Annotated in this window: 20 protein-coding genes and 1 pseudogene; 13 read left to right on the top strand and 8 right to left on the bottom strand. The window is 71.5% G+C overall.

All coding sequences use genetic code 11. The features are described from left to right. Nucleotides 1-54: 54 nt before the first annotated feature. From ACH5A8_RS25385 to ACH5A8_RS25370, 4 genes are all read left to right on the top strand, one after another. A complete protein-coding gene (locus tag ACH5A8_RS25385) occupies nucleotides 55-1,773 on the top strand; it encodes a chloride channel protein (RefSeq protein ID WP_399005930.1) in 1,719 nt (572 codons plus the stop codon). Nucleotides 1,774-1,867: 94 nt separating this feature from the next. Continuing rightward, nucleotides 1,868-2,386 (top strand): MarR family winged helix-turn-helix transcriptional regulator, encoded by a 519-nt coding sequence (locus ACH5A8_RS25380; RefSeq protein ID WP_399005580.1) that lies wholly within the window; start codon nucleotides 1,868-1,870, stop codon nucleotides 2,384-2,386. Nucleotides 2,387-2,640: 254 nt separating this feature from the next. Next, on the top strand, nucleotides 2,641-3,729 hold the full coding sequence (locus ACH5A8_RS25375; protein ID WP_399005579.1) for a PP2C family protein-serine/threonine phosphatase: 1,089 nt from the start codon (nucleotides 2,641-2,643) through the stop codon (nucleotides 3,727-3,729). 225 nt (nucleotides 3,730-3,954) lie between these two features. Then, nucleotides 3,955-4,089 carry a hypothetical protein gene (locus ACH5A8_RS25370; protein WP_399005577.1) on the top strand — a complete coding sequence of 45 codons (135 nt, stop codon included), beginning with the start codon at nucleotides 3,955-3,957 and terminating at the stop codon, nucleotides 4,087-4,089. A 242-nt stretch (nucleotides 4,090-4,331) separates the two neighbouring features. On the opposite strand, the gene ACH5A8_RS25365 is transcribed toward ACH5A8_RS25370, so the two are convergent. From ACH5A8_RS25365 to ACH5A8_RS25355, 3 genes are all read right to left on the bottom strand, one after another. Next, on the bottom strand, nucleotides 4,332-4,715 hold the full coding sequence (locus tag ACH5A8_RS25365) for a hypothetical protein (RefSeq protein ID WP_399005575.1): 384 nt from the start codon (nucleotides 4,713-4,715) through the stop codon (nucleotides 4,332-4,334). Nucleotides 4,716-4,928: 213 nt separating this feature from the next. Further along, entirely contained in the window at nucleotides 4,929-5,252 is a 324-nt protein-coding gene (locus tag ACH5A8_RS25360) for a hypothetical protein (protein ID WP_399005573.1), read from the bottom strand. Between the two features lie 499 nt (nucleotides 5,253-5,751). Further along, on the bottom strand, nucleotides 5,752-6,867 hold the full coding sequence (locus ACH5A8_RS25355; RefSeq protein ID WP_399005571.1) for a hypothetical protein: 1,116 nt from the start codon (nucleotides 6,865-6,867) through the stop codon (nucleotides 5,752-5,754). Nucleotides 6,868-6,992: 125 nt separating this feature from the next. Between ACH5A8_RS25355 and ACH5A8_RS25350 the strand changes: the two genes are divergently transcribed. The 3 genes from ACH5A8_RS25350 (at nucleotide 6,993) to ACH5A8_RS25340 (ending at nucleotide 10,306) form a co-directional block, all read left to right on the top strand. Then, nucleotides 6,993-7,559 (top strand): TetR/AcrR family transcriptional regulator, encoded by a 567-nt coding sequence (locus ACH5A8_RS25350; protein WP_399005569.1) that lies wholly within the window; start codon nucleotides 6,993-6,995, stop codon nucleotides 7,557-7,559. A gap of 1,157 nt (nucleotides 7,560-8,716) precedes the next feature. After that, the gene (locus ACH5A8_RS25345; RefSeq protein WP_399005567.1) at nucleotides 8,717-9,325 is read left to right on the top strand and encodes a hypothetical protein; all 609 of its coding nucleotides are present in this window, start codon (nucleotides 8,717-8,719) and stop codon (nucleotides 9,323-9,325) included. Nucleotides 9,326-10,132: 807 nt separating this feature from the next. After that, nucleotides 10,133-10,306, top strand: coding sequence for a hypothetical protein (locus ACH5A8_RS25340; protein ID WP_399005565.1), 174 nt, complete (start codon nucleotides 10,133-10,135; stop codon nucleotides 10,304-10,306). A gap of 541 nt (nucleotides 10,307-10,847) precedes the next feature. On the opposite strand, the gene ACH5A8_RS25335 is transcribed toward ACH5A8_RS25340, so the two are convergent. Continuing rightward, nucleotides 10,848-12,221 (bottom strand): cryptochrome/photolyase family protein, encoded by a 1,374-nt coding sequence (locus ACH5A8_RS25335; protein ID WP_399005928.1) that lies wholly within the window; start codon nucleotides 12,219-12,221, stop codon nucleotides 10,848-10,850. Between the two features lie 209 nt (nucleotides 12,222-12,430). Then, a complete protein-coding gene (locus ACH5A8_RS25330; RefSeq protein WP_399005563.1) occupies nucleotides 12,431-13,303 on the bottom strand; it encodes a helix-turn-helix transcriptional regulator in 873 nt (290 codons plus the stop codon). A gap of 187 nt (nucleotides 13,304-13,490) precedes the next feature. Here ACH5A8_RS25330 and ACH5A8_RS25325 point away from each other — a divergent pair, with 187 nt between their 5' ends. Beyond that, a complete protein-coding gene (locus ACH5A8_RS25325) occupies nucleotides 13,491-14,252 on the top strand; it encodes an SDR family oxidoreductase (protein WP_399005561.1) in 762 nt (253 codons plus the stop codon). Nucleotides 14,253-14,690: 438 nt separating this feature from the next. On the opposite strand, the gene ACH5A8_RS25320 is transcribed toward ACH5A8_RS25325, so the two are convergent. Next, on the bottom strand, nucleotides 14,691-15,377 hold the full coding sequence (locus tag ACH5A8_RS25320; protein ID WP_399005559.1) for a carbohydrate-binding module family 20 domain-containing protein: 687 nt from the start codon (nucleotides 15,375-15,377) through the stop codon (nucleotides 14,691-14,693). Between the two features lie 402 nt (nucleotides 15,378-15,779). On the opposite strand from ACH5A8_RS25320, the pseudogene ACH5A8_RS25315 reads away from it, so the two are divergent. The 4 genes and pseudogenes from ACH5A8_RS25315 to ACH5A8_RS25300 all read left to right on the top strand — a co-directional run. Continuing rightward, nucleotides 15,780-16,567: pseudogene (locus tag ACH5A8_RS25315) on the top strand (cation transporter); the annotation flags it as partial. A gap of 262 nt (nucleotides 16,568-16,829) precedes the next feature. Beyond that, nucleotides 16,830-17,012 carry an SflA family class IV lanthipeptide gene (locus ACH5A8_RS25310; protein ID WP_009192895.1) on the top strand — a complete coding sequence of 61 codons (183 nt, stop codon included), beginning with the start codon at nucleotides 16,830-16,832 and terminating at the stop codon, nucleotides 17,010-17,012. Nucleotides 17,013-17,014: 2 nt separating this feature from the next. Further along, nucleotides 17,015-19,609, top strand: coding sequence for a class IV lanthionine synthetase LanL (lanL, locus tag ACH5A8_RS25305; protein WP_399005557.1), 2,595 nt, complete (start codon nucleotides 17,015-17,017; stop codon nucleotides 19,607-19,609). A gap of 214 nt (nucleotides 19,610-19,823) precedes the next feature. Beyond that, entirely contained in the window at nucleotides 19,824-20,759 is a 936-nt protein-coding gene (locus ACH5A8_RS25300) for a YihY/virulence factor BrkB family protein (protein WP_399005555.1), read from the top strand. Here ACH5A8_RS25300 and ACH5A8_RS25295 read toward each other — a convergent pair. Then, a complete protein-coding gene (locus tag ACH5A8_RS25295; protein ID WP_399005553.1) occupies nucleotides 20,730-20,873 on the bottom strand; it encodes a hypothetical protein in 144 nt (47 codons plus the stop codon). The genes ACH5A8_RS25300 and ACH5A8_RS25295 overlap by 30 nt on opposite strands. 220 nt (nucleotides 20,874-21,093) lie before the next feature. Here ACH5A8_RS25295 and ACH5A8_RS25290 point away from each other — a divergent pair, with 220 nt between their 5' ends. After that, nucleotides 21,094-22,647 carry an alpha/beta hydrolase gene (locus ACH5A8_RS25290; RefSeq protein WP_399005551.1) on the top strand — a complete coding sequence of 518 codons (1,554 nt, stop codon included), beginning with the start codon at nucleotides 21,094-21,096 and terminating at the stop codon, nucleotides 22,645-22,647. 427 nt (nucleotides 22,648-23,074) lie between these two features. On the opposite strand, the gene ACH5A8_RS25285 is transcribed toward ACH5A8_RS25290, so the two are convergent. Continuing rightward, a complete protein-coding gene (locus ACH5A8_RS25285) occupies nucleotides 23,075-24,430 on the bottom strand; it encodes a histidine-type phosphatase (protein ID WP_399005549.1) in 1,356 nt (451 codons plus the stop codon). Between the last annotated feature and the right edge of the window lie 5 nt (nucleotides 24,431-24,435).

Here is a 24,435-nt window from a genome sequence, read left to right as displayed (position 1 = left end):
CGTGCCAAGCCGTCCGCCACCCTGGCGCGCCGACGGTCGGCGTCGTGGGTTCCGATGGTGCTCGCTGTGGTGATCGGAGCGGGAGCCGGCGCCGGGTCGATCGTCTTCCGCTGGTGCATCACCACCTTCACCCACCTGTTCTCCGGGCACGCCGACTACGCGGCGGACCCCGGGTCCGGGAACCCGCATGTGCCATGGCTCGGCCCCAGCTTCGTGATCCTCGCCCCGGTGATCGGCGGACTGCTCTACGGCCCGCTGGTACAGCGGTTCGCCAAGGAGGCCCGAGGGCACGGAGTGCCCGAGGTGATGCTGGCGGTCGCCCAGCGCGGCGGGCGCATCAGCCCCAAGGTCGCCGTCGTCAAGACGCTCGCCTCCGCCCTGACCATCGGCTCGGGCGGCTCGGTCGGCCGGGAGGGGCCGATCGTGCAGATCGGCTCGGCGCTCGGCTCCACGCTCGGCCGCCTGACGAAGGTGACCGAGGAGCGGATGAGGCTGCTGGTCGCCTGCGGCGCCGCGGGCGGGATCGCCGCCACGTTCAACGCGCCGCTGGCCGGTGTGTTCTTCGCGATGGAGCTGATCCTCCGGACCTTCAGCGCGGAGACGTTCGGCGCGACGGTCCTGGCCAGCGTCACGGCGAGCGTGATCGGCCGCGCCGCCTTCGGCGACACCGCCTTCCTCACCCTGCCGGACTTCCACGTCGACCACCTCGCGCAGTACGGCCTGTTCGCCCTGCTCGGAATCATCGCGGCCGTGGTCGGCGTGGGCTTCTCCAGGGTCCTGTACCTGATCGAGGACGCCTGCGACTGGGCCTGGCGAGGTCCTGAGTGGCTGCGCCCCGCGGCCGGCGGGCTGCTGCTGGGCCTGGTGCTGCTGGTCCTGCCGCAGATGTACGGCGTCGGCTATCCGGTGCTGCAGAGGGCGACCGAGGGCGGTTACGCCGTCGGTTTCCTGCTCCTGCTGATGCTGGGCAAGATGCTCGCGACCAGCCTGACCATCGGCATCGGCGGCTCGGGCGGGGTATTCGCTCCCAGCCTCTTCATCGGTGCGATGCTCGGCTCCGCCTACGGCATCGGGGTCCACCGTCTCCTGCCCGCATCCGCGGGAGCCGTCGGGGCCTACGCACTGGTCGCCATGGGCGCGGTGTTCGCCGGGGCGGCCCGTGCCCCGATCACCGCGGTCGTGATCCTCTTCGAGCTGACCGGCGAGTACTCGATCATTCTGCCGCTGATGCTGGCCATCGTGCTCGCCACTGCGACCGGCCGGCTGCTGACGCGTGACACGATCTACACCCTCAAGCTCCGCCGCCGTGGCATCGATCTCGACGGGCCGGCCTCCGGCGCCGCGATCGGGGGGCAGCCGGTGAACACCGTGATGGAGCCGCTCCCCTCGGCGCTGGCCGCCTCCACCTCGCTGGAGGACGCGACCGACCTGCTGACCTTGTCCGGTCACGGCGCCCTGCCGGTCGTCGACGACGCGGGGGAGTACGTCGGCGTCGTCACCGCGCAGGCGCTGGCCGAGGCCCTCGCGGAGCAGCCGCAGGCGGCACCGGAACGGGTAGGCCGGCTCGCCGAGCCGCCCGCGACCGTGACCGCGGACCAGCCACTCGCCCAGGCCCTGCACGCCCTGCTGTCGGCAGCCGGCACCGGCCTGCCGGTCCTGGACGAACCGAACGGCAAGCCGGTCGGCTGGCTCAGCCACCAGAGCGCCCTGCGCGCTGTGCACACGAGCCGGCCGGGACCCGCTCGCAGCCCGTCACGAGCGGTTCGGGCGTGAAGGTGCCGGTGCTGAACGGCTGGTTGCCGGCGCTCCTGTTCGCGCTGGGGTTCTCGGTGACCTGGTGGTCGTAGCGGCGCGGTAGAAAAGAGGCATGGCAGAGCGCGAAGTCCCCGCGGGGGCGATGGAAGACGTCGACCTGGTCACCCGGGAGGTGCTGACCGCCTCCAGGTTGTTGGTGGCGGTCTCGGCCCGCTCTCTGGCGGAGGTCGAGGACAAGGTGACCCTGCCGCAGTTCCGGATGCTGGTCGTGCTGTTCACCCGGGGCGCCACCAAGCTGGTCACGCTCGCCGAACTGCTCCAGGTGGCGCCCTCGACGGCGATGCGCATGGTGGACCGGTTGATCGCCGCCGGTCTGGCCGACCGGCAGACCAAGCCGGGCAACCGTCGTGAGACGCTGTTGCGGCTCACCGAGGAAGGACGGCAGACCGTGGAGGACGTCACGGCCCGGCGCCGAGGCGAGATCGCCCGCATCGTGGAGCGTCTGAGCCCGACGCAGCGGCTGGCCCTCATCGAAGCGCTGGCCGCCTTCAATCGGGCCGGGGGAGAGCCTCGGGCCCAGTCGGGGGCCGGGGAAGAGACCATGCCTCTGGGCTGGGCCGACTGGCGCTGACCGCCGCGGGCGGCGGCCCGCGGCGCCCCCGGACGGCACACGTGCTTCGACGCACGGCGCGTCGCATGGCTGGGCACGGCCCCAGCCGGCGGCCGGCTTACGGCAGGGGACAGGAACGTCGACATCCGGCCTCGATTCGATAAAGGCCGAGGGGCGAGCGGTCATCCCTGTGCAACTTTTGCATAGGCTAAAGGTCAGGGACGTGCCCGGTCCGCAGCGCGGCCCTGAGTTGTCGTCGATCACTGGAGCACCGCATGACCGACAGTAGGACGCCCACCACACCGCGAGTGCTGGCCTGGATGCCGGCCGCAGTGATGGTGGTCGTGGCGGTCGCGGACCTTGTGGCGGGGCCGGGAATCGGGTTCCTGCCGCTCGTGTCGCTGGGGCCCGCCTTCGCGGGCCTCGTCGGAGGGTGGCGTCGGACGGCGCTGTTCGGGGCAGCGGCACTCGTCCTGTGCGTCGCACTGGGGCTGTATGACGGTCTGTTCGAGGAGCGGCGGGGGTTCACCGCGATGGTCTCTGTCGCGGGTGTGACCGGCGTGGGAATCGCGGCGGCTGTCATGCGGGGCCGCAGGGAGGCGGAGCTGGCCAGCGTACGGTCGATCGCGGAGGTCGCCCAGCGGGTACTGCTCCGGCCGGTGCCGCTGACCGTGGGGCCGCTGCGGGCCGCCGTGTCCTACATCGCCGCCGTCGCGGAGGCGCGCATCGGCGGGGACCTGTACGAGCTGGTTGCCTCGCCGCACGGTATCCGAGTGATCATCGGCGACGTCCAGGGCAAGGGCCTCGCGGCGGTGGAGACGGCCGCGGTCGTGCTCGGCGCCTTCCGTGAGGCCGCCCACGAGGAACCGAACCTGCTGGGCGTGGGCGAGCGCCTGGAACGGAGCATGGAGCGCGAGGTGGGCGACGAGAAGTTCGTGACCGCGGTCCTCGCGCAGATCGGCGCCGACGACGAGGTGGTCCTCCTCAACTACGGTCACCCGGCGCCCATGCTCGTACGCCGCGACGGCAGCGCCCACTTCCCGCAGCCGCCCGCCTACGCGCTTCCCTTAGGGCTCGGCGCACACGAAGGGGATGCGCCGGAGCCCTACCGTGTCCCGTTCGCCCCGGGCGATCAGCTCCTGATGTACACGGACGGTGTCACCGAGGCGCGCGATGAGCGTGGCTCCTTCTATCCGCTGGCCGACCGTGCCGGCCTTCTCACGGAGGACGATGTCCACCGCTCGCTTGAGGCGCTGCGCCAAGACCTCCTCCGGCATACGGCGGGGCCGCCGCACGACGATGCCGCGATGCTCCTGCTGCGGTATCGCGGTCACGGGAAGAGGCCCTTCCCCGCCACCGAGTGACGACGGGGAGGGCGAGGCGGGAATCTCTCCCTACGACATGAGAGGAACAGGAACGTGACATCCCGGCCCGTGCCGCACTGCGAGGACACGACCACCCCCGGGCCCGCCCCGTGGTGTTGTCCGCGACCACCGGGGAGGGGGGAAAGGGCGGCGACCGTCGTCGTGCACACACCTACCGGGGACGACGGCCGCCGGGTCTCCGTCCGGGACGAGGTGGTGGGGACGGTGCGTAATTCGGATGACGTCGTACGCCTGGTCCGTCGCCTTGGAGTCGATCTGGACATCGAGGAGATCGGCCGTACGCCTTTGATCGAATGGCGCGGTGGTGGCCCTTGCGTCTGGCGGATCGTCGGCGCCTGAAGACAGCCGGCGGGCCCTTTCTCCGTACGAGAGACGAAGATGATCCACGCGCGGCGAACTCATCCTCCCCCCCCCCGTACCGTCCCCCCGTACCGTCCCGCCCGTGCCGCGCCGGTCCCGGCCGGTCCGAGCGCCGTGCCGTTCCGTGGCCGCCCTGCCCCGCCCGCCATCCGAGCCGCTGCGCCGTCGCCGCTCGGCCGGCTGTCAGCCCACGAACCGTCCTTCCACCGCGAGATGGCGGGTCACACGGTGGTGAGGGAGATGGTTCCCGAGATGGTTGTGAGGCCCTGGGGGGTCAGGCAGGCGGTGAGGTCGGTGCTTGCGAGGACGATGGCGTTGATCAGGGTGGAGCCCTGGTAGTCACCTGAGGTGACGTGTCCGGTGAGGACGAGCACGGTCACTCCGTCGGGGCGCAGGGAGATCCCTCCGGTGAAGGTGAAGCGGGACGGCGTGGTGCCCGGGTTGGACCACGTCACCTTTCCCGTGCCGGTGGAGTCGCCGCCGAGACAGTTCAGGGGGCAGCTGACCAGGTCGACGGCCGGGCGGGCGGCGGCGGACGTGGCGGGCAGGGCGGCGCACGCAGCGAGTGCTGCGGCGACCACCAGGGCACGGATTGTGCGCGGCATTCCGGCCTCCAGAAGGGCATGCGGTACGGGCGGCTCGGCAACCGGTGGTGCCGCACGCTCGCGGCGTCGGCTGACCTTTGGCCCGACTCGGTCGGGACTGACGCCCGGTGTGGAGGTTGACCCCGCGCCGCCGGACGGGGACGGGAGCGGGGGCGGGGGCGGCCCCTGCGATCGGCCGACGCGTCGCTCCGGCCGATCCGGGGCCGTGGGCCGTCAGCTGGCGGTGAAACGGTACGACTTGAAGAGGAAGGTGACGGTGCTGCCGGGAGAGACAGGGTTGGCGAGGAGCGCACAGCTCGTGTCGGTGTAGAGCACCACGGTCGCGTCGGTCTGGTTGCTGACGCTGGTGCCGAGTATGGAGACGAGTTTGCAGGTGTTCAGCTCGGGGTTCACGACCTGCTGGTTACCGCCCAGGAGGTCGGTGTAGTAAAAGGTGCCGGAAGCGTTGCTCGTGGTCGCGAGTGCTTGCCCGGTGAAGAAGGACATGGCGGCCACGGCGGCCGCGGCCGTTACTGCCGTGCGGCGGAGGTGTAACACGAGGGGGGCCTTCCTTTCGATGACGCCGGCGCCCAGTTGCGTCCGAGCGGGTGCGTGTTGCGGCGGCTGCTTCGTGAGGAACCGCCTCACTGACCGACAGCGTTCACCGGTCCTCCACCATCCGCCATGGCTCGAACGGGGCAGCGCGCACACCCCCCTGGCCGCGCACACACCGTGTGAGCGGCACGCGCCGGGGTGAAAGCGTGGCGGGTCGCACGAGCTGCGGGGCCGCGGGCCAGGGCCGCGCGGGCGGGGACTGTCATCGGCACCCAGCCGGTCCAGGACCACGTACACGCCGTCCTGGATCACCTTGCTGGAACAGCGCACACTCGTGAGGCAGGCAAGCTTGTCCGGCGCATGCGGTCCCGATCGCCCGGGCGTCGCGCGCCGTGTGGCGATCCGGACAGCGGATACCCGACACCGTCGGCCGTGGCCCGGTCAAGGCCCGCGCCACTCGCCGAGGCCCCGGCAGCCGCCGGACGGCGGGTATCGGCGCTCCTCAGTCCAGTACGAAGGTGCCGCCTGCGGTCGTCGCGAGGTCGGCTCCGAGGGCGGCTGCCGGCGTCCAGGCCCCGGGCCTGCCGACGCCACGGGTCAGCAGTTCCGTGACGGTGGCGGTGACGTCGGCCGTGAAGTCCATGCCGTCGCCGGCGCGGAGCCATCCCTCGTGCCGGGTGCCGTCCGCCCACTCGACGACGGCGTGCCCCCAGGAGTGCTTGCGCGGACGGGGTGCGGCCTTCACCGTGGCCCGGCCGAGCCGGTCGACGGCGAGGCGTCGCAGCGCCGGAACGGACAGCAGACGGCCGAGCAGCGGGAGCACGGCACGGATCAGCGGAGCGGTCGGCACGAGAGCCGAATTCGCGGTGACGAACGGTGCTCCGCTCACCGCATGCGCCGCGAGGAGTTCGCCGGACGAGACACCTGCCGACTTCGCCGATTCACCGTCCGGGAAGATGAGCTGCCGCGGGTCCGCGCCGAGGCGCGACGTCACCAGCCGCCCGTCCTCGTACCGCCGTCCGCCGGCGGTGAGCGCGTCCACGATGCTGGCCGCAAGGGCGGCACCGAGAACACCCGCCTCCACGGCCACCGAGGCCACGGCGTCGACCCGCACCCGGTGCGGCGTGGATCGGCCTTCGCACAGCTTCGCTGCCACCGCCTCCGTCGCCAGCACGCCGAATCCGGCGCCGGTGACCAGGGTGCTGCCCGCCCGCACCGCTTCGTCGTGCAGGGCGAGCAGCCCCATCACGGCGAGCACGTCGTTGGCCTGGTCGACGTAGTGGCCGCCGGGCATGCAGGCGCGGGCGATCACCGGTGCCGTGGCGGCGAAGGCGCCCATCGTGTTCACCACCACCCGCGGGCGCTTCCGGACGATCTCGTCCGCGATCCGCTCAGCAGAGTCGGCGACGATCACCTTCGCGTCCCCAGGCAGACCGGCTTCGGTCCCGGCGGCGAGCATCCGTTCCCGGCTGCGCCCGACCGGCACGACCGTCAGTCCCCGCGCGACCAGTCGCGCGGTCACGCCCCGGCCGACCCGGCCGGTGGCCCCGACTATCCATACCTCGTCGTTGGCCCTGCTCCTGCCGGCCGTTCCGTCGATCTTGCCGGTCTCGGTCATGTGAACGTCACCTCTGCCTGCTCCGGGCCGCACCGAGGACTGGTGTCCCCAGTGATGACACAGTGTGTCGTGAGTGCAGGCTAACACTGACGACACAGTGGGACATCACCTGTTACAGTCAACCTATGGCGAGGTGGGATCCGGGTGCCGAGCAGCGCCTGAAGCGGGCAGCTCTGGAGCTCTTCCTGGAGCGCGGCTACGACAACGTGACGGTGACCCACATCGCCGAGCGGGCCGGACTCACCCGGCGCTCCTACTTCCGCTACTTCCCGGACAAGCGCGAGGTCCTGTTCGCCGGCTCGGAACGCCTGCCCCCGGCACTCGCGGAGGCGGTCCTGGCGGCAAACCCGGACGCGGCCCCGCTCGCTGCTGTCCTCGAAGCGTTTGCCCGAGTCGGTGCCCAACTCGCCGAGCGAGTGGACGGCGCGACGGAGCGCCGGGCGGTGATCGACGCCAGCCCGGAGCTGCAAGAGCGCGAACGGACCAAGACGGTCGCGATCACCGAGGCGATCCGCGACGCCCTGAAGCAACGTCAGGTGAACGCCGAGACGGCCGAATTGGTCGCGCAGCTCGCCACGATGATCTTCGGGAACGCCTTCCGGCACTGGATCGAGAGCAAAGGGCATGCGAGTTTCGGCAGCTGCCTGCACACGGTGACCGACGAATTGCGAGCCACCCTCGCCGGGATGTGAGAAGAACGTCCGCCCAGTGCCATAACTGATCGCTTCACGGCGAGACCAACGTCTCCACCCGCCCGACTTCTTGATCGGCAGAGCGTCACCGGATCGTCGCTGTCAATAGCTCATTGCATCGCTCGCTTTCGTGCAGCCGGCGTGGGCTGCTTCGTCTCCTGTCGCCGGACGAGCGACACAGTCGGGCCCAGGCCTGGAGAGTCACGTGCCCAGCGGCCGGGCCGGTGCCGGCGAGACCGCCGTCGATCACGTCTGAACGTCCCGTCACCGGGCGGTGTCGCCGGCCGCCGGCGGCGGGACGGCAGAGGCGCTCGTCGTCCGACGCCGGCCGACCGGCGGCAGGAGACCGAATGAACGGCTTGGGTGGGACCGCGTTCGCCGCGCAGAAGCTGGCAAGGCCTACGGCCCGGCGGATGACACATGGTCGAACGCCGGCAGCACCTCCCGGGTGCTCGGCCGCGTCGACCTCGCCGTCCCGCCAGGCACGGCGGTGGATCGAGGCTGTCAGATCCGGAAGCGCGCTCCCGGACACCTCCCGCTGCGCTCCGAGCTGGTCAAGGAGAGGGGCGATCAGAGATCCCGCGTCGGCAGGCACGGGGCAGGCCGAGGCCGCGGAGCGCAGGGAACTCCGCCGTGACCACGGACGTCCGTGCGTGCTGTGTACCGAACGCCACCCGATATGACGATACGTCGACAACGGGCCTCAGTCGACTACGCCGAAGTTCTGACCGTGGAAGGCGCGGTAGTGCGCGACTTCCGGTTCGGGCTCCATCCGGATGCCGCCGGCGGGGGGCTTCGCTGTCGCGCTGTCGGACCATCCGGTTCGTTTCCGCTGCGCTCTTCGAGATGTACGGCGAATGGATTGCCCTACCTCGCCGCCACTTCCCCGACGGGGACGTGGGTGATATCTACCGTAAACTCTCTTTTGGTCCCTCAGTGCTACCCAACGCACCGAAATGCCACCGCCAGTTGATCTCCAACGCCACGACGAGCGACACTATCTGGCGGATGCGTGTTCCGGCCGAGCGGCGCTCGCTTCGCTATCCTTCCGTGCAGGTCATCGTGGGTCATTCGCCCAATGATTACTGGGCAGTTGACCTCAGGTTTTCATGGTAGCGTCCTTGTTCGGAGGGACAGTGCAACCTGAAAGGGAAATCGTGAACACGGAAAAGATCGCCGTTCGCCGCCTCTCGCTGGAAGAGGTGACGAAGCTCGGCGTGAAGGACAGGATATTCGTTTCCGCCGACACGGCAGAACTCAAGCTTCCCGACTGCTATGTCCCTGCTTTCCTGACCAAGTCCGGTGAGCGTTTCGAGGGCGGCTCGGTCACGGTGAGAACCGTATTCCAGGAAGAGGTCGCCTGCCTTCCCGACGATGAGAATGAAGCCGGCGTCTACTTGGCCGACGAGAACGGCTCGGTGACCATCGAGGTCCTCCAGTCCGCCGGTGTCGTGCTGGACCTGGCACTTTTCGTCCCCGGCGGGGACAAGGGGTCCCTCACGGCCCTTTACGCCGCGGCCCGGCAGGCGTTCGGCGCCGACATCGTGCAGATCTGGCGCCAGGGCCTCAAGGAGGTTCCCGACGTGAAAGTCGACATCTTCGAGGAGCAGATTCCCCGGGGGCGCAAGGGGAGCGACAGCCCCAAGCGTGACCGTCGCGCGATCGACACCTACCCCACCCGTGCGGACTTCATCGAGTTCTCCGCGGGGTGGAAGCCGGTCGTCGAGATCCACAAGCCGATTGTCGACGACACCCCGACCATCTGAGGCGGTGTCACCTCTCGGTCGCGGCCGCCTGCAAGAACTCCGAGAACGCATCGCCGGGCCCCGTCGACCTCTGAGCGGCCCAGGGAGCCGTCGGGAGACACCTCACGAACGCCAGAGCGCCGTTTCACTCGACGACCCCGCGAGGCAACCCGCCTGACCAGGATCGAACCCTGAAGTCATTCAGCGACAGCCCTCAGGGTTTCGGCGTAGTCGAGTACAGCCACTGTGTGCTCGGGGCGAGGCCGAGGAGCGTGAGGGGGCGGCGGGTGTCACGCGCATCGCGGCGACGGCCGGGGGCGATGTTCCTCGCGCCGTTCAGTCGCAGGGCGCCGACAGCGAGGTTGCGCCAGGTCGCCATGGCGACCTGGCGCGGGGCGGGCTGTACCGGGCGGGCCCCCGAGGCGCGCGGTGCGCAGGGCGCGCGGCCTGCGGTTCGGGACCCCCGGGATGCTAACGGCGGCGGTCATGGCGACCGGCATGCTGATGCCCGTCCCGGCGGCCCGCGCCGTCGAGGCCCCGGCTGGTCACCGCGCCCCTCAGGCGGCCCTGGAAGGGGCGGTGCGGGACGGGCCGCCAGGCCGCCTGGTACTCGAGATCGAGGACGACTTCGCCGTCACCCCGACCGGACTTCGTCGCCTCACCAGCCCCGCACCAGCCGACAGCCCGGCTTCATGACCGTTCTCGACCTCCACGGCGGTCTCCGGCTCGAGAGCGATCACGTGCCCTACGCGGAGGGCGTCGTCGGTGTCCATGCGCGCGGCAGCTGAGTGAAGTCCACGTCCGGCCGGGTCCCCACGTCTCCGGCTCATGTCCGCCGGTGCGGTGCTCGCCGCCGCCTGCGCGGCGCTCGGCCTGATCTCGCCCGCCTTCCTGGTGCGGACCGCCTGCGTCGTCGCCTTCGGCGTGCTGCTGGAAACCCGGGTGGTGCGCTCCCCGCTGGTCCATGCGCTCGTGCGGGACGCTGGGGCCCGCGTGTGGTGACCCACCAGGCCCGGCCCGGAACCGGGGAGCCGCACCGTCGCGGGGATCCGGAGGGCCGCTCAGCGGCACCGGAACGGCGGCCCCGAGCCGTCCCCCGGCGGCCGGACGGGGCCCTGACGGCCGCGCTCCGGGCGGCTGGGGGTGTCGCCTGAGCAACTCGATGCAGACTCGATGCGAGTTGCCCCCGCCGGGGTGCCGGACGGACCGTGACGACGAGGCAGGGAGCCATCCCGCACAAGGAGCGACACTCACCGCGGGCCGCCGTGCGTGCCGTGATGCCGAGCCGTCGGGCGCCCGCCCGTCACGCCGTCGCGCGCGCACCGCGCTCCTGCCGCAGTGGTTCCGATCCTCACCACGGCGCCCGCGGTCGGGCCCGTTCGCGCCGGCCGGCGTGAGGAGATTCGGCCCGAGCCGGTCGCCGGAGATCCGGTGCCGGGTGGTCACCGGACAGGCGCCTTCCGTGCGGACGGGGTGCGGCTCGCACGTGCGAGGGGTCGGGTGCGGTGGCAGGCGGCCCGGGGCGGCCTTCGGCCGCCGGCCCTCAGGCGCGTCCCCGGGCCCGCCTGAAGCGTTCCAGGCCCTCCGCCAGGGCCACCACCGGCTCGGGGTAACCGGTGCTCGCCCGCTCCCGTGCCGGGCGCTTCCACGGCTCGTGCACGTCGGCCGCCTTCACGTCCGCCAGTTCCGCCACCCAGCGCCGCACATACGCTCCGTCCGGGTCGTACCGCTTGCCCTGGGCGACGGGGCTGAGGACCCGGTTGGGCCGGGTGTCGGTGCCCGTGCCCGCCACCCACTGCCAGTTCAACTGGTTGTTCGCCACGTCACCGTCGACGAGCAGGTCCAGGAAGTGCCGGGCGCCCAGCCGCCAGTCGACGTACAGCGTCTTGGCGAGGAAGCTGGCGGCCAGCAGCCGGCCCCGGTTGTGCATCCAGCCCTCGTGACGCAGTTGGCGCATCGCCGCGTCGACGATCGGATAACCGGTGCGGCCCTCCCGCCATGCCTCGGCGTCGGCCTCCGCGTCCTTCCCGGAGCGCCACCGGTCGGCGCGTGTGCGGTAGTCGCGCGCGGTGGCGTCGGGACGTGCGGCGAGCACCTGGCGGTGGAAGTCGCGCCAGGCGATCTGCCGTACGAACGCCTCCGCGCCCGCGCCGCCGGCCCTACGGGCCCGGTGCACGACCTCGACCGGCGACACAGTGCCGAAGTGCAGGTGGGGGCTGAGCCGCGAGGTGGCGTCGCCCGCCAGGTCGTCGTGGCGTTCCTCGTACGCGGCCAGGCCGGAGCGCAGCCACGCGGTGAGCCTGCGCCGCCCCTCGCTCTCGCCGCCCGCGCACAGTCCCGGTGACACACCGCTCACCGCGGCGCGCTCCGGCAGCGGGGCGGAGCCCACCTCCGTCGGCACGGTGAGCGCGCTCGGCGCGTCGAACGCGTCCCGCAGGCCCTGCGCGGACCAGCGGCGGTAGTACGGCGTGAACACCGCGAAATGGTCGGAGGAGGCCGGTGTCACCGCCCCCGGCACCACGACGGTGCTCACCGTGTCGTGCACGTACAGACGCCGCCCCTCGGCCTCCAGCGCCAGGCGCAGTCGGCGTTCCCGGTGGTGCGCGAAGGCGCTCACGTCACTTGACATGTGCACTTCGTCGGCGTCCGCCTCAGCGGCCACCCGGCACGCCTCCGTGACCGTGTCGCCCTCGCGCAGCACCAGCCGGCCGCCCCGCTCCCGCAGTTGCGCGTCCAGGTCCCGCAGGCAGTCGGCGAGGAAGGCGAGCCGGTTCGGCGCGGCGAAACCCGCTGCGTCGACGGCCGGGTCACGTACGAACAGCGGTACCACCCGTCCTCCGCCGTGCAGGGCCGCGCGCAGCGGCGGGTGGTCCGACAGGCGCAGATCGCAGGTGAACACGACGACCGAGGTCTGCATGGGGCTCACTTCCGCTTCTGGTGGGAGGCACTCTCGGATGATTTCGCGGCGTCGGCCGGTGCCGGATGCGGCGGGCCGCCGGTAGCCCCCGTTCGGGTGTCGGCGCACCCGCGGCGGCGGCCGGCGGGAGCGGGCCGCGGGGCGATCTCAGGGTGACGGAACCCGCATCACGGGCCTCATGGCTGCGACGCCACGGCGGCGCGTGCTGGTCAGGGCGCTTTCGGCTGCGGGCCGTCCATCTGTCGGCCGTGCGCTGGGCCGGCGGAGTCGGTGTGCGAGAGCGCGGCGAGGAGCCGCAGTTTCTCGTCGCTGTCGCTGTCCTTGTCGGGGTAGTAGACGACGAGGATGACATCTTCGAGGGGAAGTTTGTCGCGGTGGAGGTGGAGCTCACCGACGACGGGGTGGTGCACCGTGGTGGTGCCTCCGTCGAGACTGCGGACGTCGTGGCGGGCCCACAGCGTGCGGAACCGCTGGCTGGACAGGGCGAGTTCTCCGACGAGCTCGACGAACCGGGGGTTGTCGGTGTCGTCCCCGATGGTGGTGCGAAGTGCGGCGACGAAGTCGGTGGTGGCCTTCGCCCAGTCCTGCTGGAACGCTTGTTCCTCGGGGTCGAGAAGGAGGGAACGGAGCCGGTTCTGGCCGGGCCGCAGACGGGGGGAGAGCGCGACGGCCATGGGGTTGGAGGCCAGGACGTCGAACGCGCGCCCTTCGATGAACGCGGGGATCTCGAGGTGGGCGAGCAGCTCGTGCGCGCGCGCCGGCACGTGCTCGGGCCGCTTGCGGCGCAGCGCTTTGGGGCGTGCCGCGGCCAGTCCGTGCAGATACGTCCGCTCGACGTCGTCGAGCTGCAGGACGCGCGCGAGTGAGTCGAGGACCTGCAGTGAGGGGTTCTTGTCACGTCCTCGTTCCAGGCGCAGGTAGTAGTCGGGACTGATTCCGGCGAGCAGGGCCACTTCCTCACGGCGCAGGCCGGGCACGCGACGGTTGCCGCCGGGCGGGAGTCCCACTTGAGCCGGGGAGATCAGCTCACGGCGGGCACGGAGGTAGCTGCCGAGCCGGTTGCCGGTTCCCTCATCCTTCATACCGACACCGTAATGCGGTGTGCGTATCCCTGAGGGGGCCCTGGCAGGACCAGGGAGAACGGGGCCCTGCCACCTCCGGCGGATGTCGTCAAGACTGCGTAGCGCCGCTGTGCACGTGGCATGCAGCATCACTGTCCGCGCTGTGGGTCCGAGGGCCGCCGGCGCACTGAGATGAAGGGACGATCTCATGGATCTCTCCGACCGCACGGTTCTCGTCGTCGGCGGTACCTCGGGTATCGGGCGGGAGCTGGCCCGTCGTTTCGCCGCGGCGGGCAGCACCGTGGCCGTCGGCGGCCGCAGCCCGCAGGCACTCGCGGAACTCGCCGAAGAGGGTTTCGGCGCCTTCCGCATCGATGTCACCGACGGCTCCTCCGTCACGTCGGCCCGTGACGCCGTGCTCGCCCGGTACCCCGAGCTGGACACCGTGGTGACCATGTCGGGCGTCATGCTTCTGGAGGACCTGCGCGACCCCGCGCACTTCGAGGCGGCGGAGACGACGATCGACACCAATCTGGTCGGCACCATCCGGGTCATCGACGCCTTCACCCCCCACCTGGTCCGGCGAGGTGCCGGCACCCTCATCACCGTCACCTCCGGCATCGCCTTCCTGCCGTTCCCGCCCATGCCCAGCTACGCCGCCTCGAAGGCCGCGGTGCACGCCTACTCCGAGGCACTGCGCGCGCAGCTCGACGGCACCGGTGTCGGCGTCGTCGAACTCGTCCCCCCGGCCGTCGCCACAGCAGGCCAGGAGAAGATGGCACCGCACGCGCTGCCGCTCGACGACTTCGCCACCGAGGTCATGCACCTGCTTTCGCAGGACCCCACCCCCGACGAGATCCTCGTCAAGGGCGTCCTCATGCACCGCTGGGCCGAGCGCGACGGCACCTACGACGACCTCGTCGCACAGCGCTCCCAGGCGTTGGCCATGCTCCCCGGCCGTGAAGGCTGACACCCCGCCGACGGCTCCTCGCTCATCACCCCCGGGGGCCACCGGGCGGCCATGTGCCCTGGACACGAACCCCTCTCCCGCGGGCCACCCCGGCGGCGGTAACGGGACGGCCAGGCACCATGTCCGGCGGCGGGATCTGCCAGGAACACGGACGCCGGGCGTGTGTCCGCGTCGGCCCCGGGTCCGGGCGATCGGTGGCGTCATCGAAACCCGGCCTCGTCCTCGGGGACGAGCCAGGCGCCGGACGTCGCCCTGAGGCTCTTACCCGCGGCCACACCTCTGGTAGTGACAGCGACCGCTCCGGACGACCCGGCGGGGGCGCCCACCACGTTCGGCCTGTGAACCCGGTCGTGCGGGGGCGTCGCCGGGCGAGGAATACTGGAGGGCGCCGGGGCCGAGGGGTATCCATCACATATCCCCCGGCCCCGGCGCCGGGCGTCAGCGCCAGGTGTCGTTGACGGTCAAGGTGCCGGTGGGCGGGGTGACGACGGTGCGGTTGTCACCGTTCTCCCAGGTGACGGTGCCGTCGGGGTCCTTCCGCAGGTACTTGTACTGCACGGTGGTGTTCGGCGGCAGCTGATGGCTGCCGGACCACAGCGGGTACGTGGCGGAGCCGGTGGTCAGGGGGACGGCCTTGGCCGGGTCCCAGCTGCCGAGGTCGGGCAGGTCGCCCGTGACGTAGATGTCCTGGCCCCAACTGGTGGTGGCCGTGGCGCGGAACGTGGCGGAGACCGGGCTGACGTTCCAGCTGTCGTGGTTGCCCGGCGCGTCCGGCGAGACGGTCAGGGTGCGGTTGGGGGTGCTCTCCCAGGTCACTGTGCCGGCGGGGGAGCGCTTGAGGTACTTGTAGTGCACGGTGGCGCCGACGGGCAGTCGGACGTCGGCCGACCAGTTCGGATAGGAACTCGCGGTGGTGCCCAGTGGGACGGCCTTGGCCGGGTCCCAGGATCCCAGCTGGGGAACATCGCCGGTGACGAGGAGGGCCTCCCCTGCCGTGGTGGTCTGCACGCGGAAGGTGACTGAGGTGTCCTGCGCCGTGGCCGCCCGGGCTTGGGGGGTCGTGCCGGCGAGCAGGCCGGCGAGGAGCACGGCGAACGCGAGCAGCGGCCGCAGTGCGGCTGGCACGCGGTGACGTATCGAGAGCATGACATCCCTTCGATGGAACGGTGGCGGGCGGATCCGCGTCCGCCGACCGCCGATCATCCCAACACAACTTGAAGTCAAACAGTGGCTTCCTGTGCTCTAAGCGTTCAATCACGCATGTGATTCGGCCGCGACGTCCGGCTGTTCTCGCTACTTCCTTGAAGTCTTGAACGAACTATCGACACCGGGTGCCCAAACTGATCGTCGAGGAAGTGGCTGCCTGCAGGGCCCTAAGGGATTCACCCGCGGGCCACGTCGCGTCGGTGACCATGCCTCCCCGGAGGCCGTCCCGACCTTGCGCAAGATGACGCAAAATCTTTCAGACCTCTCAGTCCCGCCGTCCTGATGCCGACCCGGCTTCCGGTCATGATGTGAGAGCGAGGCGCCTCCTGCGCCGCCCGCATCGAGAAGAAGCTCAAACCGCATGGACGGGGTCGAGGCCACCGTCAACCACGCCCCCGAGAAGGCCAAGGTCACCTTCCGCGAGGACGTCACTGTCGCCGATCTGATCGCCACGGTCGAGGCCACCGGTCATACCGCTCAGGAACCCGAGCGCGAGTCCGCGGTCACCGGCGGCTCCGCTTCCGCGCGGGGCGCGGCTGATCACGACGAACTGCGGCCGCTGCGGCAGCGCTTGACCGCGGCCGTCGCGCTTGCGGCGCCGGTCATCGCGCTGGCCATGGTCCCGAAGCTCCAGGTCGACTACTGGCAGTGGCAGTGGCAGTGGCTGTCGCTGACGTTGGCGGCGCCCGTGGTCACGTATGCGGCGTGGCCGTTCCACAAGGCCGCCTGGACCAACGCCCGGCACGGGGCAGCGACCATGGACACGCTGATCTCGGTCGGTACGTCGGCGGCGTTCCTGTGGGCGCTGTGGGCGCTGTTCGTCGGCACCCCGGCACACCTGGCATGACACACCCCTTCGAGTTCACCATCGCCCGCACCGACGGCGCCGGCAACGTCCATCTGGAGGCGACGGGCCGGGGTCACGGCCTTCATCCTGGCCGGTCGGTACTTCGAGGCCCGCTCCAAGCGCAAGGCGGGTGCGGCGCTGAAGGCGCTGCTGGAGCTGGGTGCCAAGGAGGTCACCGTCCTGCGCGCCGGCCAGCAGGAACTCATCCCCGTCGGCGAGCTCAAGGCCGGCGACCGGGTTCCTGGTGCGGCCCGGCGAGAAACCCTCGCCTCGTTCCCCAGCCTCGGCCTTTCGCCTTCGCACCGTGCCGCCGGAGCCGTGGCCACGCCGCGGCGGGCCGGGGCGGCGCTCGCCGCGCGGGCCCGCCGCCCCGGCGACGCGTCCGACGGCGATGTCACCTGGCCCCTTGTCAGCGCGCACGCTCCTCCTTACCTTTGTCCAGCGAGTGCTCGGCCCGGCGGGCTCACCGGCCCGTGCCGGCCATTGCCTGTTCCTCAGCGCACGACAGACCATGGAGGCGTCACATGCCCTTAGCCGTGCCGGATCTTCGGGAAGCCCACGGATTCCGCGACGCGGGACCGCTGGAGATCGACGACGAGGCGATCGTGTTCGAGGACGACGACCGGGGCGACCGTGAGCCCACGGCGTGTCTGGCCGACCCCTGGGTGACCGCCACCACCCGGTTCGCGTGTGACCTGAACTCGTAGCGGTGGCCGTCTCCATCGCCGGCCGCACCGGGTGGTCCGACGACGCATGGTCGTACCTGAACGATCCGCGGATGCCGGCGATGGAACACGGCTGGAAGCTCCACGTCTCGGCGCGTCCCGACGACCTCGACACCGTGACCGGGCTCGTCCTGCCGGTGCTCGCCCGGTACGTCTGCCACGCGAAGGTCGCCCGGGACCCGGAGACGCTGCGCCGTCTCAACTCCGGGACGGTGAGCGCCGGGGCCGTCGGCAAGGCGATCACCGTCTACCCGCTGGCCGGAACCGTCGTCGAGGTCGCCCGGGAGCTGGCCGCCGTGCTGCGCGACCGGGAAGGCCCGCGGATCGTCAGCGACCGGCGGGTCGACCCGAGGGCCCCTGTCTACTACCGCTACGGCCCCTTCACGGGCGACTACCGGACCGGCCGCAGCGGGCGGCTCGAATCCGTCATGACCGGGCCGGACGGCCGCGTCTTCGACGGCCTGGCCGTCGGCCGCTACCGGTGTCCTCCCTGGGCCGAGGACCCCTTCGCGACCGCCTCCGGACCCGGCACGGGACCGTCCGCGCCCGGCCTGGGCGGCGGGCGCTACACGGTCACCGCAGGCATCGCGCGCGCCGCCCATGGCAACGTCTACCGCGCCCTCGACACCACTCTCGGACGGCCGGTGGTGGTCAAACAGGCGCGGGCCTTCGTGGGCGAGGACGAGTCCGGCGCGGACGCCCGCCACCGGCTGCGCAACGAGCACACGGTCCTCACCGCGCTCGACGGCGCCCCGGGCGTGCCCCGCGCACTGGACTACTTCGCCCACCGGTCGGACGAATACCTGGTGATGAGCAGCTGCGGCGACCGGAACCTCCGCAGGGAGATCCTGCGCGACGGCCCCTACCAGGACGACGGCGCCCGACCGGGACGCGCCCTGTCCGTCCTCGCCGTGCGGCTCCTGCGGGTCCTGGACGCGATCCACGGCCGGAACGTGGTCGTCCGCGACCTCAAGCCCGACAACGTCGTACTCGACGCATCAGGCCCCGGCCACTGCCATGTGATCGACTTCGGGATCAGCGAGTGCGCGGGCGCCGGACCGGGAGGGGCGACCCCCGGATACAGCGAACCGGTGCTGCGCGCGGTCGGACCGGCCGCCCCCGCCGACGACCACTACGCCCTCGGCGCCACCCTCTTCTTCGCCGCCACCGGCATGGACCCGGTGATCGTCGACACCGGCCACGAGGTCAACCGGGACCGGACCCTGGCCTGCCTGTCCTGGGCCCTGCCCGGCCGCGCCCACCAGGAGATCCGGTCGACGATCACCGGCCTCCTGAGCTTCGAGGCGGCCGTACGGACCGCGGCCGCCGACCGGCTGCGCACCGGCACGGCCGGAACCGTGCACAGGCCCGCGCGCCGGACCGCGCGCCCCCGGATCGACCGCGACCTGCTGGACGAGATCATCGAGCACACGACCGATTTCTGCGTCGGTGAGGCGGAGGCGATCGTCGACCCGGCGCGGGCCGCGCGGCTGAACGTCCCCACCTCGATCGACGTCTACGGCGGCAGTTCGGGACTCGGCCTGGAACTCCTCCACCATGCGCACCGGCCCCGCGTGCGTTCGGCCGTCACCGCCCTGGCGCGCTGGACGGCGGAACAGTCCAGGGACCTGCCGCCCGGCCTCTACACGGGGCGCACCGGAGTCCAGCTCTTCCTCGCGGAGGCCGGCCTCGGGGAAGGGCCGGGGACGGACGAGGACGGTCGGTCCGCGCACCCCGCCGTGCCGGACCGCGCACCGGACGGGGGCCCGCCGGAGGCGGACCTGATCGCGGGGGTCGCCGGAATCGGGCTCGGTCGGGTGCTGCTCGCCCGGCACGCTCTGGGGTCCGGTCACCGGCAGGCCGCGGACCGGCACCTCGCCGTCGCCGCCGACTGCGACAGGATGCTGGCCTCGGGCACCGCTCGACTGACCCCGGCCGGTTCGGACACGGTCGGCAGCGCCGCCCTGCGTGAGGGCATGGCGCACGGCGAGGCGGGCGTCGTCGGCTTTCTGCTCGAACACGGCTTCCCGCTCGAACACGGCGGCCACGAACACAGCGGCGCGACCGGGGACCTGGAAGCGGCCTCTCGTGCCGAGAAGGCCGTGGCGCGCATGGCCGCCGTGACACCGGACATCATCGCGGCGGCCGCCGAGCCGGGGGCGACACGCCGCTACGGCTCATGGTGCCGGGGCCTGGCCGGCATCGGGACAGTACTCGTCCGGGCCTCCGAACGCCTCGACGAGCCCGGGTACCTCCGCCTCGCGCAGCAGGCCGCACGCGCCTGCGCGGCACTGGCGCCGCGGATGCCGCTGGTCACACAGTGCTGCGGACTGGCCGGGGTCGGCGACCTGATGGTGGACGTGGCGAAGGCGTCCGCGTCCGAGGAGTTCCGGGACGCGGCCGAGACCGTCGCGCTGCTCATCCTGAGCCGCAGCGGCGGCACCTGGTCCCGGCCCGTCTTTCCGGACGCGGGTCTCGCCCGGCCGAGTGCGACCTGGGCGGGCGGCTCCGCGGGCGTGCTGGCCTTCTTCAGACGACTGCGGGACGGGGGCGGCCCGCGGCTCGGCCTCGTCGCCTGACCGTTTCACCGCCGGGCTGCCCATACCCCACCTCGCCGGCCCCTTCCCCGACCTCACAACAGGAACGGCCGTGAGGCCTGCGGGCCGCACCGGCCGCTGTCAGCACCACGCCCGGCCCCGTACATCAGCCGGATCGGCGCGGGGTAGGCGGTGCCGGGACGGAACGTCTCCAGGCGCCGGACGGCGACCAGCTCGTTGAGGAGGGCGCTCGAACATGCGTGACACCGACGACCGCCGGCACCACTGGTGGGCGGCGCTGCGCCGTACGCCGGTCTCCGTCTGGAACGACGACGTCACGGACTGGGCGGCAGCCCTGACCTACTACGCCGTCCTCGCCCTCTTTCCCGTCCTGCTGGTGATCCTCTCGGTGCTGGGGCTGACCATGCCCGCCACGACTCCCGAGGTGATCGACCGGATGACCCGGGTGGTCCCGGCCGCTTCCCGCGAGCTGCTGCGTGGTGCTCTCCAGCAGATGGCCCAGCAGTCGTCCGCGGCCTGGGTGCTGGTGTGCGTCGGTGTCGTGGGGGCGCTGTGGTCGGGATGCAGCTACCTGAGCGTGTTCCGCCGGGCCCTGCACGCCATCCACCACGTCAGCTCGCACCGGCCGGTGTGGCGGACCGCGCCACGCATCATCCTCACCGCGATCGTGCTGATCGGCCTGCTGCTCACCACCACCCTCGCGCTGTTGCTGAGCGGCAGCGTGGCCGGTCGACTGGGACGGGCGATGGACCTGGGCGCCGTGCCGCAGACCGCGTGGGACGCACTGCGCTGGCCCGTTCTGGCCATGGTCGGGGTGGTGCTCGTGCTGGTGCTCTATCGTTCGGGCCCCGCCGCGTCCAGGCCGGTGCGCAGGATGGCACCGGGCGGCGGTCTCGCGATCGTCCTCCTGCTGACCGCCTCCCTGGGCTTCACCGTCTACGCCTCACATGTGACCACCTACCACCGCCTGTACGGCTCGCTGGCGGGTGTGGTGGTGTTCCTCGTCTGGCTCTGGCTGTCCAACCTGGCACTGCTGATCGGCGCTCAGTTCAACGTCGAACTGGCGAAGCCGACCGAGGCGGGGATCGGTGGCCTGACCCACGTGTGCCGAGACCCCGGCCCGCGCGCGGGGCGGCTGCGGTCAGCCGACGGTGACGCCGACGACCGGTGAGTCCGTCGGGCCGTTGATGATGCGCGGGATGTTCTTGCCCTCGAACCCGGGCTTGCCCCCAGCGAGCAGGAGCCGCTGCGAGACACGGCGGCGGACGCGGGCCGGGGCACCCACTTGCCGAGTCGACAAGGTCGCCGCCCACTGCCAGAGAACCTCTGCTCAGGTCACTGGTGCTGTGACCGTATACGTTCACCGGGTTGGGTTCCGTGACGCCAGGAGCTGAGCTGCTGTCGTGGACGGCTTGTACTCTGCACTCATTCGACGATCGGACGGTCACGGACGATGGGCATGCGGACACAGGGCGGGCGTCCAATGGGGGAGCGCGGGGACTTCGATGAGTGACGCACATCCGATACGAAGCCGCAGGCCGGCCCTCTCAGCCGGTGCGCTGATCATCGCCGGGATCGTCCTGGTCGTCTTCGGGGCCGTCGGCGCCTGGCTCCGGCACGACGCTCCCGGCCGGGGTGCGGAGCCGCGTACGGAGTTCACCGCGGACAACCCGCCCGCCGGTCTGTCCCACACGCTCACCACCGGCCAGCACCTCCGCTGGTCCCCCTGTACCTCGCCGCCTGCCGCGCGCACGGGCTACGACTGCGCCACCATGAAGGCCCCCCTCGACTACCGCGAACCCGACGGCAGGACGATCGACGTCGCCCTGATCCGCCGCAAGGCCACCGGCCCCAACGCCCGGCGCATCGGCTCGCTCGTACTCAACTTCGGTGGCCCCGGCGTGTCCGGCGTGAGCGAACTGCCCGAACTGCTCAGCCAGTACAAGCCGCTCCTCGACCGCTACGACTTGGTCTCCTTCGACCCGCGCGGCGTTGGCGCGACCATCCCCGTGCGCTGCGGAAAGACCGCGGACGACACCGGCTACGACGGGGCCCGCGCCTGTGCCGAGCACTCCGCGGCGCTCCTCCCGTACGTCGGCACCTCGCACACCGCGCGCGACCTCGACCTGATGCGCTACCTCCTCGGCGACGAGCGACTGCACTACTTCGGGGTCTCGTACGGGACGGCGCTCGGCGCGGTCTACGCCCACCTGTATCCCTCGCACGTCGGACGGCTCGTCCTCGAAGCGCCCGTCGATCCGACCGAGGACCGCGACGAGAAGCAGGTGTCGCAGGTCAAGGCGGTCCAGGCGGCGTTCGACCGGTTCGCTGCGCACTGCGCGGCCCGTATCCGCCACTGCCCGACCGGCGACGGGCCCGAGGAGGCCGCGCGACGCATGGCGCGCCTGGCCCATCGCCTGGAGAAGAAGCCGGCCCCGGCCGGCGGAGGAAACACCCTCGACGCCGACGACCTCGCGTATGCCGTCAGCGACTATCTCGTCCTCGGCACGGACGGCTGGTCGCCGCTCGCCAAGGCCCTCACCGCGCTGATCGACCGCAACGACGGCCGTCCACTGAGCAAGCACGCGGACGACATGGGCTCCGCCGACCACGCGGCGACCCCGCCCGACAACAGCCGCGCCGCCCTGACCGCGATCACCTGCGCGGACTCCAGCCTGCGCCCCGACTTCGAACGCCTCGACCGGGACGAAGCCCGCGTCAAGGCCGCTTCGCCCGTCTTCGGCGCGCCCTGGTCCACCGGCGTCTACCTCTGTTACGACTGGCCGTTCGACGGCGAGCGCGTCACGCCCCAGGTGAACGCCGACGGCGCGGCCCCCGTCCTTGTGATCGGCGGTACCGGCGACCCGATCACCCCGTATCCCGGCGCCCGCAACATGGCCCGCGCCCTGGGCGACGGTGTCGGCGTGCTCCTGACAGCCGAGGAGGAGGGCCACGGCACGTACCCGCAGAACCGCTGCGTCATGGAGGCCGTCGACCAATACCTCCGCACGGGCCGCACCCCAGCCACGGGAGCGGTGTGCCGGGGCACCATGTCCTGAGGCCCGTACGGATCCGCCGGGCGGCCGTCAGCACACCGGTTCGCTCGCGGAAGAACGTCGTCGAGGACCGCACTGGATCCCACTCCTCCTCGTGCTGCGCGCCGTGGACAGCGCGCAACACGCAAGCCCCTCCGCGACTCGGCCATCGAGATCTGACACTGCGACGCGTCCGGCGTCTGCTCCGGCTACACCCAGCACAGCAACGGCGGCGGCACACCTCCCGGCCCGCCACCCTCCGGCACGCCGACGGCACCGCCGGGCGGTCAGGGCGGTCCGGGTGGCGGGGGCGGCGGTCACGCGACCCCGACCGACGACCTCACCTGGCTGCGCGGCCCAGATGCGACAGACACAGCGGCCCGGACACCGTTCGGTCTCCGGGCCGCCACCTTCCGGCACTCCGCCTGGCATTCGGTGGACTCAACCGCCCTCAGCCTGCGCGGTCGAAGCAACGTTCCAATTCGTTCAGGTCGTAGAACGCGCTGCCCCTCGACACCGGGCGGCAGCCCTGCTTGAAGGTGGTCTCCTTCTCGTTGTAGAGCATGCGCACCAGGTAGGTGTCGTCCTTGCGGAAGACGTCCCACTGGATGTTCGCGGCCATAGGGGCGACGGACGCACCGCGCCACGCGTTGTCGGCGTAGGTGTACGGATGGTCGGGCGTCACCGCCTGGGTGCTGCCCGGCAGGCCCATCAGCGCGGCCAGCGGGATGATCTCCTCGGCGTGCGTGAAGCGCAGTTCCGCGCCCAGTGCGCTGGTGCCGTCGCGCTTGGCCTCGACCTGATCGAAGAAGTCGTCGAGCAGGACGTCGGCCATCTTGTAGGTGATGTCGCTGTCCGCGAAGCCGGGGCCCTTCTCGTAGAAGTCTTCCGCGTCGCTGAGATACCCGAACCACGCGGCGTCGCGCGGCGCGATGTAGCGCTCCATGGGCAGGCCGCGGCCGTCCGGCATCTCGGCGCTCATGGCCGGGGCGATCGCGTAGAGGTCGTAGACGGCCTGGGCGGCGTCGCTGTCGGAGGCGACGGAGGAGAACTCGCCGTCCGCGATGCGCTGGACGAACGCGGGTTTGAAGATCCTCTCCAGGACCCTGCGGGCGGCCTGCCGGGTGGCGCGCTGATCGGTGATGCTCTTGAGGGTGGCGGCCAGCCGCTGGTCGTGGTCGACGTAGTCGCGGTAGGCGGCGCCGCCGGCCGACTTGTGGAAGTAGAGCAGGTCCCTGTCGGACCGGGCGGGCCGGATGAGCGGCTTCAGGGCGGGGTCGTCGGCGGCGAGGGCGCCGGTGAACACGTTCCCGCTGGCGGCGGCGCGTGCCTCACCGGAGTTGACGACGTCGATGGGCGCGGAGTCCTTGGCGATCCGCCGGAACAGGTCCGGAAGACGCTTCTCCATGCGAGTGGCGGCGCCCCGCAGCTCTTCCTCGCCGCGCCCGCTCAGGTTCCCGTGGCCGATCTTGTCCATGGCCGCGAGGAGGGTTCGCACGTCGGGCCCGAACTGCTCGCCGGCGGAGGTGAGCTGGCCTTCATCGGCGGCTTGGTCCCACAGCCCGAGGATGAGGTCGCCGTCCTTGCTGCTGGAAGCGGCACGCGAGCCGTGCCGGGAGACAGTCTCAGTGAAGACGGGGACGTAGCCCTTGGGAGCGTGCTGGTAGCTGCGGACGCTCTGCTGCGGCTCGTACGACGCCTTGGTCCCGTAGCTGTCGAGAGACCGGGAGTCGGTGGCGTGGGCGGGCACCGAGGCGGCGAGCAGAGCGGACAGACCGAGGGCGAGGACAGGGGCGAACCGTTTCATGAGGT

It is taken from the genome of Streptomyces sp. NPDC018610, from assembly GCF_044391765.1.
GTDB lineage: Bacteria > Actinomycetota > Actinomycetes > Streptomycetales > Streptomycetaceae > Streptomyces.
Note: the sequence above shows the minus strand (reverse complement) of the source record. Positions and strands in the feature narration are given on the sequence as shown.

What these genes read in the sequence shown, in the direction of transcription:
- ACH5A8_RS25385 (WP_399005930.1), top strand. Translation starts at nt 55, where the DNA reads ATGGTGCTCGCTGTGGTGATCGGAGCGGGAGCCGGCGCCGGGTCGATC.
- ACH5A8_RS25380 (WP_399005580.1), top strand. Translation starts at nt 1,868, where the DNA reads ATGGCAGAGCGCGAAGTCCCCGCGGGGGCGATGGAAGACGTCGACCTG.
- ACH5A8_RS25375 (WP_399005579.1), top strand. Translation starts at nt 2,641, where the DNA reads ATGACCGACAGTAGGACGCCCACCACACCGCGAGTGCTGGCCTGGATG.
- ACH5A8_RS25365 (WP_399005575.1), bottom strand. Translation starts at nt 4,715, where the DNA reads ATGCCGCGCACAATCCGTGCCCTGGTGGTCGCCGCAGCACTCGCTGCG.
- ACH5A8_RS25355 (WP_399005571.1), bottom strand. Translation starts at nt 6,867, where the DNA reads ATGACCGAGACCGGCAAGATCGACGGAACGGCCGGCAGGAGCAGGGCC.
- ACH5A8_RS25350 (WP_399005569.1), top strand. Translation starts at nt 6,993, where the DNA reads ATGGCGAGGTGGGATCCGGGTGCCGAGCAGCGCCTGAAGCGGGCAGCT.
- ACH5A8_RS25340 (WP_399005565.1), top strand. Translation starts at nt 10,133, where the DNA reads ATGTCCGCCGGTGCGGTGCTCGCCGCCGCCTGCGCGGCGCTCGGCCTG.
- ACH5A8_RS25335 (WP_399005928.1), bottom strand. Translation starts at nt 12,221, where the DNA reads ATGCAGACCTCGGTCGTCGTGTTCACCTGCGATCTGCGCCTGTCGGAC.
- ACH5A8_RS25330 (WP_399005563.1), bottom strand. Translation starts at nt 13,303, where the DNA reads ATGAAGGATGAGGGAACCGGCAACCGGCTCGGCAGCTACCTCCGTGCC.
- ACH5A8_RS25325 (WP_399005561.1), top strand. Translation starts at nt 13,491, where the DNA reads ATGGATCTCTCCGACCGCACGGTTCTCGTCGTCGGCGGTACCTCGGGT.
- ACH5A8_RS25310 (WP_009192895.1), top strand. Translation starts at nt 16,830, where the DNA reads ATGCCCTTAGCCGTGCCGGATCTTCGGGAAGCCCACGGATTCCGCGAC.
- ACH5A8_RS25300 (WP_399005555.1), top strand. Translation starts at nt 19,824, where the DNA reads ATGCGTGACACCGACGACCGCCGGCACCACTGGTGGGCGGCGCTGCGC.
- ACH5A8_RS25290 (WP_399005551.1), top strand. Translation starts at nt 21,094, where the DNA reads ATGAGTGACGCACATCCGATACGAAGCCGCAGGCCGGCCCTCTCAGCC.
- ACH5A8_RS25285 (WP_399005549.1), bottom strand. Translation starts at nt 24,430, where the DNA reads ATGAAACGGTTCGCCCCTGTCCTCGCCCTCGGTCTGTCCGCTCTGCTC.